Annotated in this window: 11 protein-coding genes and 2 pseudogenes; 9 read left to right on the forward strand and 4 right to left on the reverse strand. The window is 69.1% G+C overall.

All coding sequences use genetic code 11. The features are described 5' to 3' along the window. Positions 1–262 precede the first annotated feature (262 nt). The 3 genes from OG299_RS07570 to panD are packed head-to-tail and all read right to left on the reverse strand — an operon-like array spanning position 263 to position 1,695. Positions 263–910, reverse strand: a complete 648-nt coding sequence (locus tag OG299_RS07570; protein ID WP_327360991.1) for an aspartate/glutamate racemase family protein — start codon at positions 908–910, stop codon at positions 263–265. After that, positions 907–1,260, reverse strand: coding sequence for a GNAT family N-acetyltransferase (locus OG299_RS07575; RefSeq protein ID WP_327360992.1), 354 nt, complete (start codon positions 1,258–1,260; stop codon positions 907–909). Before OG299_RS07575 ends, OG299_RS07570 begins: the two co-directional genes overlap by 4 nt. A 15-nt stretch (positions 1,261–1,275) precedes the next feature. After that, positions 1,276–1,695, reverse strand: a complete 420-nt coding sequence (gene panD / locus OG299_RS07580) for an aspartate 1-decarboxylase (RefSeq protein WP_030870250.1) — start codon at positions 1,693–1,695, stop codon at positions 1,276–1,278. A 200-nt stretch (positions 1,696–1,895) separates the two neighbouring features. Here panD and OG299_RS07585 point away from each other — a divergent pair, with 200 nt between their 5' ends. The 7 genes from OG299_RS07585 (at position 1,896) to OG299_RS07615 (ending at position 8,557) form a co-directional block, all read left to right on the forward strand. Further along, positions 1,896–2,339, forward strand: a complete 444-nt coding sequence (locus tag OG299_RS07585) for a hypothetical protein (protein ID WP_266635323.1) — start codon at positions 1,896–1,898, stop codon at positions 2,337–2,339. Continuing rightward, on the forward strand, positions 2,336–3,088 hold the full coding sequence (locus tag OG299_RS07590; RefSeq protein WP_327360993.1) for a hypothetical protein: 753 nt from the start codon (positions 2,336–2,338) through the stop codon (positions 3,086–3,088). The genes OG299_RS07585 and OG299_RS07590 overlap by 4 nt, the downstream gene beginning before the upstream one ends. Positions 3,089–3,523: 435 nt before the next feature. After that, entirely contained in the window at positions 3,524–4,237 is a 714-nt protein-coding gene (locus tag OG299_RS07595) for an urease subunit gamma (RefSeq protein WP_327360994.1), read from the forward strand. Between the two features lie 5 nt (positions 4,238–4,242). After that, positions 4,243–6,216 carry an urease subunit alpha gene (locus tag OG299_RS07600; protein ID WP_327364476.1) on the forward strand — a complete coding sequence of 658 codons (1,974 nt, stop codon included), beginning with the start codon at positions 4,243–4,245 and terminating at the stop codon, positions 6,214–6,216. 49 nt (positions 6,217–6,265) lie between these two features. Next, complete coding sequence (locus OG299_RS07605) at positions 6,266–6,940, forward strand: urease accessory protein UreF (protein WP_266635320.1); 675 nt, start codon at positions 6,266–6,268, stop codon at positions 6,938–6,940. A 34-nt stretch (positions 6,941–6,974) separates the two neighbouring features. Then, positions 6,975–7,676 carry an urease accessory protein UreG gene (gene ureG / locus OG299_RS07610; RefSeq protein WP_266635319.1) on the forward strand — a complete coding sequence of 234 codons (702 nt, stop codon included), beginning with the start codon at positions 6,975–6,977 and terminating at the stop codon, positions 7,674–7,676. Then, positions 7,673–8,557, forward strand: coding sequence for an urease accessory protein UreD (locus tag OG299_RS07615; protein WP_266635318.1), 885 nt, complete (start codon positions 7,673–7,675; stop codon positions 8,555–8,557). The genes ureG and OG299_RS07615 overlap by 4 nt, the downstream gene beginning before the upstream one ends. 255 nt (positions 8,558–8,812) lie before the next feature. On the opposite strand, the pseudogene OG299_RS07620 reads toward OG299_RS07615, so the two are convergent. After that, positions 8,813–8,988: pseudogene (locus OG299_RS07620) on the reverse strand (IS3-like element ISRhosp5 family transposase); the annotation flags it as partial. A gap of 7 nt (positions 8,989–8,995) precedes the next feature. Here OG299_RS07620 and OG299_RS07625 point away from each other — a divergent pair. Both OG299_RS07625 and OG299_RS07630 read left to right on the forward strand, forming a co-directional pair. Continuing rightward, positions 8,996–9,927 (forward strand): annotated as a pseudogene (locus OG299_RS07625) (IS3 family transposase); the annotation flags it as partial. A gap of 536 nt (positions 9,928–10,463) precedes the next feature. Beyond that, complete coding sequence (locus tag OG299_RS07630; RefSeq protein ID WP_327360995.1) at positions 10,464–12,470, forward strand: RICIN domain-containing protein; 2,007 nt, start codon at positions 10,464–10,466, stop codon at positions 12,468–12,470. Positions 12,471–12,476 lie beyond the last annotated feature (6 nt).

Consider the following 12,476-nt stretch of genomic DNA (forward strand, 5'->3'; position numbering starts at 1 on the left):
GCTCGGGCACCGGCGCGGGTACGGGCGGCACCGGCCGCGGAATGGGCTCGGGGTCCGGGAAGGGATGCGGCCCGGGCGTGGGCGGCACAGGATCCGGCCCGGGGCCGGGCGGCTGCGTCTGGTCTTCGTTTCGCACCATATGCCCCACCTTCCCCGGATCCGGCCCCGTACGCCCGGCGACCTCGTTCACCCGGCGACCTCATTCGCCCGGCGACCTCGTTCGCCCGGAGTACGAGGCCACCGGGCGATCCCGGCCGTCAGGTCACACGGGCTGCGCGAGGAGCGCCGCCGCCAGGCCCGGGGACGGGCTCGAGAGCGTCGGGGTGGGCGTCGTGGTCAGGGCCGCGGCGTCGGCCATCGAGGCCTGGGCCAGGACGATGACGTCCGCGCCGGTGACGGCGTCGGCCGCCTCGGCCACGAGGCCGAGGGAGCCGGCGGTGCCCCCGGCCGCGAAGCGGTCCCAGGCCCCGGCGACCAGGTGCGTACGGACCGACACCGGGCGGCCGGCCCGCTCCGCCTCCTCGGCCACGAGGGCGACCGTCGGGGCCAGTGTCGACTCCACCGTGGCCAGGACCACGATGCGCGGGCCCGTACGGACGGCCTCGGCCGCCATCGGGCGGTCGACGCGCAGGACGGGGACGCCCAGCTCGGGGGCCAGGGACTCCGCGACGCCGCCGATGCTCGAGCAGGTGACGAGGACCGGGCCGCCGGAGCCGGCCAGCAGGTCCCGCAGGTCCGCAGCCACCGAGTCCGGGCCCTGCGCACGGGCCCGGTCCAGCAGCTCCGGCACCACGAGGTGGCGCAGCACGGCGCCGGGGTGGTCCCGGTCCCGCAGGGCCTCGAAGACCGGCACGTGGACCGGCGAGGTGTGCAGCAGGGTCAGGCCCGTCGGGTTCTTCGGGTCGGTCACCACAGGTCGGGGCTCTCGTCGAGCTGCGCCTTCGCCGCCGCGACGACCTCGGCCGGCGCCTCGGGCGCCTGGTCGGGGTGGCGGGCGGCCCAGCTCGCCGCGTACGGGCACAGCGGAACCACCGGCACCCCCTCGGCCGCGGCGATCCCGTAGAAGCCCTTCACCAGGTCCCCGGCGATCCCCCGCCCCTCGTGCCCGGGCTCGACGATGGTGTGCACCGCCACGAGGGCGTGCGGCGCCGCGTCGAGCACGAAGTACGCGATGAGGCCGACCACCTCACCGTCCTCGACGGCGAGCAGCCGTCCGGCCTTGCGATCGTCCTTGAACTCGACGGCCCCGGTCTGCGACATGGTCCCCGACTCCCCTCAGACAGCCACCGCGTGGGGGCTGCGCTCCTGGTCCGTTCCCGGTACCGGGGCGGACGGATCCGCGCCCAGTTCGATGATGCGGTTGTCCGCGTCCACGTGCACGACGCGGGGCTTCAACACCCGCGCCTCGGCGTCCTCGACCTGTGCGTAGCTGATCAGGATGACGAGGTCCCCGGGGTGTACGAGGTGCGCGGCGGCGCCGTTGATCCCGATGACCCCGGAACCGCGCTCGCCCTCGATGACGTACGTCTCCAGCCGCGCCCCGTTGGTGATGTCCACGATGTGGACGAGCTCCCCGGGCAGCAGATCCGCCGCATCGAGCAGATCGGCGTCGACGGTCACGGACCCGACGTAGTGCAGGTCGGCCTGGGTGACCGTGGCCCGGTGGATCTTGGACTTGAACATGGTACGAAGCATGCGAATACTCCCGATATGTCTGCTCCCTGCCTGCTTCAGCAGGTCAAGGGCGGTCCCGGCAGCGTACAACGATTCGCAAGTTCGGTCAGCTTCCCCAGGTCTTCCAGGACTCATGCTGACCGATCGCTGACAGCGGGCACGAATCAACCTGGTCCGAGGCCCTCAAAGCCTTCGTAGAGCAGGCGCAGCACCCCGCCGGGGTGGCCCGGCTCATCACCGAGGTACGCGCATGGCAGCAGTCAGGTCGGTCCCGCGGGGCCGGCACCGCGGCCTTCCTGGCCCTGATGTCCGTACCGGGCACTACCACCCCGTGGCTGCTGTCCGATGAAGTCCCGTCCGAGGTGGACGTGAAACGGGCACTGCAGGACCTGTTGGGAGACGTCGTCACGGCGCCGGACGCCATCAACCGCCTCACCACATGGATCAGGCAGTCGGCAACCGACCCCGACACCTACACCCGCGTTCGCGACGGGTTGCTCCCCGTCCTGCGCGGCCAGAAGATCTTCAAGGCCTCCGTGAGCCTGATGCAGGCACTGGAGCACGTTTCGGTCGACGGAGAGACGAACGCGGCCAACGACTTCTGGGACCGTCTCGTAGACCCGCGTGTCCGCACGGTGATCCAGCTCAACAGGGATCCGGCATGAGGTGGTTCTGGCTACGCCGGGCCCGCACGATCCACTGCACCCAGCCACGGATGCTCCGTTGCGCAACCCCCGGTATCCATTTTGAGGCCACGTTCACGATCAAGTGGCGTCCCCCGCTACGGGCCCGACCCAATCTCGAAGACCTTGTACTCAGCCGGACCCTCGCGCGGGCCGGCGAGATCGCGCAGCTCTTCACAGCCGTCGAGGTGCGCACCGCGCAGGACACCATCAACGCCGAGCTCGGCGCCCCGGAACACACCCGCGCATCCGGGTTCCGGTGTCTAGCTGCCCGTGTAGAACTGGCGCTCTCGGAGAGCGCACGGGAGGACCTTGCTCAGCAGCAGGCAGACGAGGCACGGGTACGGCGGCTGCGGTTCCTTCGCACGAACCTGTACGAGCAGCCCGACCTCTTCGTGCTCGACCGGATCGAGCGGCATGGCGATTGGCCGGGCAATGAGCAGGTTGCCGAAGGGCAGCGCCTGGCACGGTGGATGGTTGCGGCTGACGAATGGTGGCAGCCCATGCTCGACCAGTGGGAAAAAGTCGGCCACGACCGCCGTCGCGATCCGCGCGCCGCCCGCGACGGGCACACTGCCCCCCCTTCACAGGAGTCCTTCTGCACATCCACCACGATCAGGCCTCGGCTCATCACATACATCCTTCGGCACGACAACACGGCCCTCGCGTTTACGGTGCCTCTCCCGGCCACCGGAAGCCCCCAGCGGACTGTGCTCACCCGCATGGCGTAAGGGCATCACCGCAGGAACGATTCGCACGCCCGTGCCGGTCGAGCTCACCGCGCGGGCCGGGCGCACGGAATGCCTGTTGAGCCCCGTGGTCCGATCCGCCGGGCGCCGGATCCCGATTTCTGCATCCGGGGGCGGAGCTGGTCGGCCCGGTTGCCGCGGGGAGGGGTTCCTATCATTCCCGGCACGGTTTTTTGGGCGCTCTGTTCCGGCGACCACTCATTTGAGTACCGTGCAGCCAGTACGTCGCTTTGGTCCCATCGGCGTGATCACGATGGTTTCACGTTGAGTTGGGGCTGGATGGCCACGGAGCTGTGCCAACAGCGCCGGAAACAATGCCGTAGAGGGCAGGTCCGGACTGTGGGTGCGCGTGGCCGCGTCCTCGGCTCATGGCCCAGAGCAGGAGCCCTGGGCGGGAGCGACTGCAGGGAAGTGACTGTGCACCTGACCCCCCACGAACAAGAACGTCTGATGATGCACGTGGCGGCCGATGTCGCGGAGAAGCGGCGGGCACGCGGCGTGCGGCTGAATTATCCCGAGACAATGGCGCTGTTGATCGTGCATGTCCTTGAGGGGGCCAGAGACGGTAGGACCGTCGCCGAGCTGATGTCCTCCGGACGGAAGGTGCTGTCCCGGGAGGAGGTCATGGAGGGCGTCCCGGAGATGATCGAGAACGTCCAGGTGGAGGCGACGTTCCCCGACGGCACGAAGCTGGTCACGATTCACGGCCCCTTCCCCGATGCAGCCGGGGACGAAGAACCGTCCGTCTCTCCAGGGAAGGTGGACTTCTCCCCGCGGAAGGGTGACGAGGTGGTGATCTTCAACGAACGCCATCGGCAGCTGAACCACGTAACGAAGATGACCGTCATGAACCCGACCGACCGCCCCATCCAGGTCGGCTCCCACTACCACTTCGCCGAAGCCAACGACGGCCTCAGGTTCCCCCGTAAACAAGCGTGGGGCCTGCGTCTGAACGTGCCCGCCGGCAGCTCCGTACGTTTCGAACCCGGCATCACCGAAGAGGTCGAGCTCGTGCCCATCGAGGGCGCCCGCGTCGTTCACGGTCTGCGCGACAAGGTCAAGGGCCTGCCCCAGAAGGTCAAGGGCTCGCTCGACAACGTCAAGGGATCGTTCGACAGGGAGCAGGTGTGAATTCCATGGCTCAGTGCCCCGACTGTTCCTGCTGCCACGACGAACCCAAGCCGTCCGACCCGTTGACCCGCGCCGCCTACGCGGACCGGTACGGCCCGACGACCCGCGACTGTATTCGCCTCGCCGACACCGCATTGCGAATCAAGATCGAGGACGACTGGTCCGGAGGACCCGGGCGCAGCGGCAACGAGATGGTCTTCGGCGGCGGCAAGGTGATCCGTGAGTCGATGGGCCAGTCCATCGTGCCGCGTGATCCGGGCAAGGCCAGGCCCGGCAAGCCTGCCGGCGATACCGTCGCGGTACCTCCGGACACGGTCATCACCGGCGCGGTCGTCCTGGACCACTGGGGCGTCGTAAAAGCGGACGTCGCCATCCGGGGCGGGAACATCGTCGCGCTGGGCAAGGCGTACAACCCCGAGACGATGGACCCTCTGCACGAGGAGGGGGCCAGTCACAACGGTATCGGCCCGAGGCCCACCGACTTCGTCATCGGTCCGGACACCGAAGTCATCGCGGGCAAGGGGAGGATCCTCACCGCCGGCGGCATTGACACACACGTCCACTTCGTCTGCCCCGACCAGGTACATGAGGCGCTGGCCGCGGGGGTCACCACGCTCATCGGCGGCGGTACGGGGCCGGCGGAGGGCAGCACGGCCACCACCGTCACACCGGGCTCGTGGCACATCGACCGGATGTTTGAGGCGCTGGACGGCTTCCCGGTGAACATCGGACTCCTCGGCAAGGGCGCCACCATGTCGAAGGAGTCCATGCTCGACCAGGTGGACGCCGGCGTCATCGGACTCAAGATCCATGAGGACTGGGGCGCGACCCCGGCCGTCATCAAGAAGTGCCTGGAGGTCTGCAAGGAGACCGGGGTTCAGCTCGCGCTCCACGCCGACTCGTTGAACGAGGCCGGCTTCGTCCAGGACACCATCGACGCCATCGACGGCCGCTCCATCCACATCTTCCATGTCGAAGGTGCCGGCGGTGGCCACGCCCCGGACATGATCAAGATGGTGAGCGAGCCGAACGTGCTGCCCGCCTCCACCAACCCCACCCGGCCACTGACCGTCAACACGGTCAAGGAGCACTTCGACATGGTGATGGTCTGCCATCACCTCAACCCGAAGGTCGAGGAGGATCTGGCCTTCGCGGACTCCCGGATCAGGCCCTCCACGATGGCCGCCGAGGACATCCTCCATGATCTCGGAGCCATCTCGATCATGTCCTCGGACGCCCAGGCCATGGGCCGCATCGGCGAGATGATCATGCGTACCTGGCAGACCGCCCACGTCATGAAGGTCCGCCGCGGCTTCCTGGAAGAAGACCAGCCTCTGGACAAGCCGGAGGCCGAGCCGAAGCCCAAGAAGGCCAAGGACAAGACGCCGGCGGTTACGACTCCGCCGGCCGAACCGCCGGTGGCTGACAATCGGCGCGCCCGCCGGTACGTCGCGAAGTACACCATCAACCCGGCCCTCGCGCAGGGCATCGACGCTGTCGTCGGATCGGTGGAGACCGGCAAGCTGGCCGACTTGGTGCTGTGGGAGCCGAAGTTCTTCGGGGTGAAGCCGCACGTGGTCATCAAGGGCGGGCAGATCGCCTACGCGCAGGTGGGCGACGCCAACGCGTCCATCCCCACCCCCCAGCCGGTGCTGCCTCGCCCGATGTGGGGTGCTACCGGTCTGGCCCCCGGCTCTCTCTCCTACAACTTCGTCACCGATCGGGCCATCAAGAACGGTGTGGCCAAGGGCCGCAAGCTGACCAAACAGTTCAAGGCCATCACGGACACACGTCCCGTCAAGAAGGCCGACATGAAGGAGAACAGTGCCACCCCCCACGTCCGGATCGACCCCGACACCTACGAGGTCATCGTCGGCGGAGCGAAGGTGACGGACGTGACGACCTTCGTCGACGGCCAGATCGTCGACCGCGCCTACGTCTCCGAGCTTCCCATGGCACAGCGCTACTTCCTCTTCTGACGGAAGACCCCGGCCCCCGCAGGACCTGAGCTGTGAAGAGGAACGAACAATGAACCGTGCCGCGCTGCTCATTCTGGCCGACGGCCGCTTCCCCGCCGGAGGCCACGCACACTCCGGCGGCGCCGAAGCGGCCGTGGCGGCGGGCCGGATCAAGGATGCCGGCTCGCTGGAGAATTTCTGCCGGGGCCGGTTGCACACTGCGGGCCTGGTCGCGGCGGCGCTGGCCGCCGCGACCGCCGCAGGGCATGATCCACTGGCCCTGGACGGGGCCGCCGACGCCCGCACCCCGGTGGCAGCGCTGCGGACCACAGCCCGCAAGCTGGGCCGGCAGATGATGCGGGCGGCCCGCGCCACCTGGCCGTCGCCCGAACTCGACGCCCTGGCCGCAGCCCGGCCCCGGGGCGCCCACCAGCCAGTGGTGCTGGGCCTGGCCGCCCGGTCGGCCGGCCTCACCCCCCTGGACGCCGCGTATGCAGCCGCATACGAAACCGTCAGCGGGCCGGCCACGGCGACAGTCCGGCTGCTGAGCTTGGATCCGTTCGATGCCACCGCGGTGCTGGCCCGCCTGGTCCCGGACATCGACCGTGTCGCGGCCGCCGCCGCAACGGCGGCCCAGCGCATCCCCGAAGAGGGCATCGACGCACTGCCCGCTGCCTCCGCGCCGCTGCTCGACATCACCGCACAGCAGCACGCCGCCTGGCCGGTACGCCTCTTCGCCTCCTGACCACCCGCCACGAGACACGACGCAAGGAGCCTGTATGCACCTCGGCCACGAACTCGACGAAGAGTTCCCCCGCCGGCACACCTACCGCGCCGCCGACCCTGCGCGCCCCGACGGAAGCCGACGCGCCCTGCGCATCGGCCTGGGCGGACCGGTCGGCTCGGGCAAGACCGCCACCGTCGCCGCCCTGTGCCGGGCACTGCGCACCGAAGTGTCCATCGCCGTCGTCACCAACGACATCTATACCCGCGAGGACGCCGATTTCCTGCTCCGGGAGGCGGTCCTGCCACCCGAGCGGATCAAGGCCGTCGAAACCGGTGCCTGCCCGCACACCGCCATCCGCGACGACATCTCCGCAAACCTCGAAGCAGTCGAGGACCTGGAAGAGGAGGTCGGCTCCCTCGACCTGGTCCTGGTGGAATCCGGTGGCGACAACCTCACCGCCACCTTCTCCAAAGGACTGGTGGACAGCCAGATCTTCGTCATCGACGTGGCCGGCGGCGACGACATCCCCCGCAAGGGGGGACCCGGCGTCACCACCGCAGACCTCCTCGTCATCAACAAGACCGACCTCGCCCCCTACGTCGGCTCCGACCTTGGTGCCATGGCCCACGACGCGAAGGCCCAGCGCGGTGACCTCCCCGTCGCCTTCACCTGCCTCAAGGAGGAAGGCGGCGTCAAACCGGTCGCCGACTGGATCCGCGAACGCCTCACCGACTGGACCGCGGGCCCCGCATGACCCTCACCACCGAGCACGCCCAGCCGCCCGACCGCCACACACCTGTCACAGGCGTACGGGCCACGGCCCGCATCACGGCAGCAGCCAGGGGCGGCACCACCACCCTGCCCGTCCTCGACGGCGATGGCCCCTTCGAACTCCGGCGCCTTCGTTCCCGCGGCACCGAGGCCCGCGTATGCATCGTCGGCGCGATGAGCGCCCCCCTCGGCGGCGACCGGCTCCGCATCGAAGCCATCGCCCAGCAGCACTCGCAGCTCCACATCACCTCGACCGCCGCAACCCTCGCCCTCAAAGGGCCCACCACGGCACACGCCACCTACGACGTGCACCTGACCGTGGAAGAGCACGCGGAGCTCCACTGGCTGCCCAAGCCGCTGATCTGCGCGGCCGGCAGCAACCTTCGCCAGACGTGGACCATCGATCTCGCTCCCACCGCACGGCTCCTCCTGCGCGAAGAGCAGGTACTCGGACGCACCGGTGAACTTCCGGGCCACGTGGTTACCCGGCTCACCGTCCGACACGGAGAACACGTACTCCTTGACCAGGAAGCCGAATACGGCCCAGGCGCACCAGGCTGGAACGGGCCTGCCGTCCTGGGCCACCACCGAGCGACCGGACAAATCCTCAGCGTCGATCCCGCCTTCGAGAACAAGCCACCCAAGATCCAGGTGCTCAGGGACGCGCCGGAAGACGGCCAAGCCATCCTCACCCCACTGGCAGGGCCTGCCGCACTCGTCACCGCCGTCGCCCCAGACGGCCTCCGCCTGCGCCACCTCATGAACACGGTCCATAGCACCCATCGACGCCCTCCCACGGCGGACCACACCCTCGCAGAAGGCCCTCCCACAGAGGCACCTCCCGGCATACCGGCGAACCTATAGACCGGTCAGACGAACGAGGCACCGGGACTGCTCGTTCACGCCGCCTCTCGTCCTTCCCACGTGTCGCTGCGGGCGGCCCGGCCCCGAGCAGGTCGCGGAAGTCAGCGCTGACACCGGCATCGACCGCGGGGCATGGCGGCGCCCGCTCCACTTCGTACGGTTGCGTCTGGACGTGACCGGGGCGTGCCGACGTGCCGAAGTTCGGGGAAGGCGTACAGCCCTCAAGCGGCTGACCTGCCACAGCCCGTCGTGGGCGCCCTGGAGAGTCTCGCGTTTCAGGGATGCGTGGAAGCTTTCGCAGGCGGCATTGTCGGCGCTGGTGTCGACCGCGCCCATCGACCGTGTGACCCAGAGTTGGTCGCAGAGGCCGGCGAAGGCCCGGGAACGTATTGCGCCCCGTGGACGGAGTGGAATACGGCGCCGTCCAGGCCGCCGCGGGAGTTCAGGAACGACGCTGTCGCGCTCTACCGCGCCGCGGCCGGGAAGCGGACGTACGCGGCGGTGGCCGCGGATCTCGGCATCACCGCGGAGTCGCTCCGGACGTGGGTCCGCAAGGACGAGGCCCAGGCCGTGCCTACGGGCCGCGACGGCAGCGTGAGTGCGGCGCAGGAGCTTGCCCGGCTGCGGGCTGAGAACGCCAGGCCGCTCAAAGCCGAGCAGGAGTGGCGGCTGGAACGCGAGATCCTGCGCCGGGCAGCCGCCTATTTCGCCCGGGAGATGAAGTGAGCCCATGCCGCTGGGCCTTCATCTCCGACCACCGCGCCGTCTTCGGCGTCAAGCGGATCTGCCGGGTGCTCGGAGCGTCCCGCGCCGGCTACTGCCGGCATCTGGCCACCGGGCAGGCCCGCGCCGGGCGCCAGGCCGAGGAGAAGCGGACCGTGAGCGAGATCCGCGCCGTCCACACCGAGCACCATGGCGCCTGCGGCGCCCCGCGCGTCCATGCCGAGCTGCGTGCGAGAGGACGCAGGATCAACCACAAGCGCGTGACCCGGCTGATGCGGATCAACCACATCGCCGGCCGCCACCTGCGGAAGAAGAAACGGACGACGATCGCGGACAGGACCGCGCCGCCCGTGCCGGACCTGGTGATGCGCGACTTCACTGCGGACGCCCTGAACACCAGGTGGTGCGGCGACATCACCTACATAGCCGTCGGCCCGACCTGGCTCTGCCTCGCCACGGTGATCGACATCTGCTCGAGGAAGGTCGTGGGCTGGTCCGTCGCGGACCACATGCGCACCTCGCTGGTCACCGACGCGATCGAGATGGCAGTCGCCGCCCGTGGCGGCCGGGTCCACGGCGCCGTCTTCCATACCGACAGGGGCGCCCAGTACAGCGCGGCCGCTTTCGTTGAGGTCTGCCGCCTGCATGTGCCCGGTGTGTGCCGATCACTCCTGCAGGGGGCGTGAGTGCGACGGGATACGAGACGAAGGTTCGGGCACAGAAGGTCAGTTCGGGCCCAGGCTGCACAACCCGTCGGCAACCGGCCCCGTCACGCATCAAGGCCTCCGCATCGCCGAGTCGTCATCCTCAGGCGGAGCGGAGGGATTCCTCACTGCTCGTAACAGGAGGAATTCGGCCGGTAGTAAATAGGTGAATCACCGACTGAATTACCGTCAACAAGCCTCATCAATTATCTCGATTCCATAACGACGCCATCGAAAAAGCCTGGACCTTTCCTGGTCTACACGCATAACTAGCTTACTTTTAAATAGAGTTGACGGATCATCAAATTTGACCGCCAAGGTAACGGTCAGATACCTCAAAGCCCATTCCTGTTTGTCCGAATTCTCCACCTCGCCCGTCTGGCAGGGTTTCGTGCACCCACTCCTCCGACCAAGGATTTGAGGTGCGCATGACGGGTAGCCGTCGAAAGAGACGTGAACACCGGCGCAAACCGCGCCGGTTGATACTCCTCACCGCCGCCATGGCATCGGCGGCGGTGATAGCGGGGGGCATCGCCTACTCCGGACTGGGCGACAACGCCCAGGCGGGGACCACCACTCAGGCCGACGCAGCCGCGGACACCCTCGTACCGGCCGCCGCACCAGTCCGCGATGCGGAGCCCGCGGCCATCGCGGACGCGCCCGCCAACGACACCGCGCGCGGCATGGTCTTCGACGGCCTCAAGGCCGCGCCGAAGGGCGACAAGTGCGTCGGCGTCTACCGCACGGAAGCCGGGCTCTGCAGCCACGGCCCCGACGCCCCGCCGAAGGACGTCGACATCAAGGCCGACGTCGCCCCTGCGGTCAAGACGAAGGCCGTGGCGGCCGATCCGACCCGCCCGGAGTCCGGCGAAGCAGCTGCCGCCGGAGGCGGCGGGCGTCCTCAGGACGCGCCCGCCGCCGACGCGGCCACCGCCAAGGCCCCGGCGTCGAAGGCCCCGGCACCCGCTGGCGGCAGCGGCCAGACCGTGGCCGCCGGTCCCGCCGGCCAGACCGTCCAGTGCGACGGTGACGGCAGCACCGGCAACCGCGTCCAGGTCGTGTACGTCCACGGCTCCGACCGCGACCGCTACTCCGAGTACCTCGGCTCGTTCCGCAAGTGGGCGGCCGACGCCGACCTCATCTACTCCACGAGCGCCCAGGAGACCGGCGGCATCCGCCACATCCGCTTCGTCACGGCCGCGGACTGCACGCCGACGGTGCTCAACATCGAGCTTCCGGCCTCTGCGCTCTCCGAGTTCAGCGCGACCAACAACGCGCTCGCCGACAAGGGCCTCAACCGCCGCGACCGCAAGTACATGATCTTCTCGGACACCCAGGTCTACTGCGGCATCGGCACCTTCGCGGGCGACGAGCGGCCCGGCCAGGACAACCAGAGCAACTTCGGCCCCTCGTACGGCCGTACGGACTCCGGCTGCTGGGGCGGCCACACCGCGGCGCACGAACTCGGCCACAACCTCGGCGCGGTCAACAACAGCGCCCCCAACACCAGCCGCGGCGCCCACTGCACGGACGAGTACGACGTCATGTGCTACTCGGACACCCCGTACTACCCGCAGATGCGCATCATGTGCTCCAACCAGGCCGCCGAGAACATCCTGGACTGCAACCACGACGACTACTTCCACACCAATCCCAAGGCGGGCAGCTACCTCGCCACGCACTGGAACATCGCGAACAACCAGTTCCTGATGAAGGCCAACGGCGGCAACCCGAACCCCGACCCCAACCCGCAGCCCACCACGAAGCCCACCCCCACCCCGACCAAGAAGCCCGGTGGCGGGCCGGCCGTGACCGTCGGCCAGGTCCGGTCCAACTCCGCGGTGGCAAGCTGGCCCAAGGTCGACGGCGCCGCCTGGTACCAGGTGCTCCTCAACGGCAAGCACCTCACCTGGGTCCAGTCCCAGACGCTGAACATCTACAACCTCCAGTCCGGCACGGAGTACAAAGTCGCTGTCTCGGTGCGCGACGCAGCCGGCCGTGACAGCGGCCCCGGCAGCGTCACCACCTTCCGCACCACCAGCGCCGGCGGCGGCACCACGACCCCCGGCACCCGCTACACCTTCGGCAACGGCAGTACCGGCATGGCCGCCGAGCTGTGGGGCGGCCGCGCCGCCGACGGCACCCTCCTCGTGGGCGCGCGGGCCAACGGCTACGCGCAGCAGCAGTGGCTGTTCGAGGACGCGGGCGGCGGCCTGGTCCGTATCAAGTCCGCGGTCTCGGGCAAGTGCCTGCAGGCGGGCGGCGCCCCCGCCGCCGGCATGTGGATCGCCCAGCAGGCGTGCGGCAACGCCCCCACCCAGCAGTGGAAGCTGAACTCACGCTCCGGCACCACCCCCATTACCGACGCGAGCGGCGGCTACGCCCTCACCGTGAGCAACCGGCCGTACTACGGGGACTGGCTGCTCGACCTCCAGCGTGCCGACGGGCGCGCGTCCCAGGTCTGGACGGTCCAGAAGGTCGGGTGACCTTCG

Origin of the sequence: Streptomyces sp. NBC_01296, from assembly GCF_035984415.1 — a bacterium.
Classification (GTDB): domain Bacteria; phylum Actinomycetota; class Actinomycetes; order Streptomycetales; family Streptomycetaceae; genus Streptomyces.

Excerpts from the sequence above, each read along its gene's own strand:
- OG299_RS07590 (WP_327360993.1), top strand. The coding sequence starts at position 2,336 with ATGAGGTGGTTCTGGCTACGCCGGGCCCGCACGATCCACTGCACCCAG.
- ureG (WP_266635319.1), top strand. The coding sequence starts at position 6,975 with ATGCACCTCGGCCACGAACTCGACGAAGAGTTCCCCCGCCGGCACACC.
- panD (WP_030870250.1), bottom strand. The coding sequence starts at position 1,695 with ATGCTTCGTACCATGTTCAAGTCCAAGATCCACCGGGCCACGGTCACC.
- OG299_RS07600 (WP_327364476.1), top strand. The coding sequence starts at position 4,243 with ATGGCTCAGTGCCCCGACTGTTCCTGCTGCCACGACGAACCCAAGCCG.
- OG299_RS07575 (WP_327360992.1), bottom strand. The coding sequence starts at position 1,260 with ATGTCGCAGACCGGGGCCGTCGAGTTCAAGGACGATCGCAAGGCCGGA.
- OG299_RS07605 (WP_266635320.1), top strand. The coding sequence starts at position 6,266 with ATGAACCGTGCCGCGCTGCTCATTCTGGCCGACGGCCGCTTCCCCGCC.
- OG299_RS07615 (WP_266635318.1), top strand. The coding sequence starts at position 7,673 with ATGACCCTCACCACCGAGCACGCCCAGCCGCCCGACCGCCACACACCT.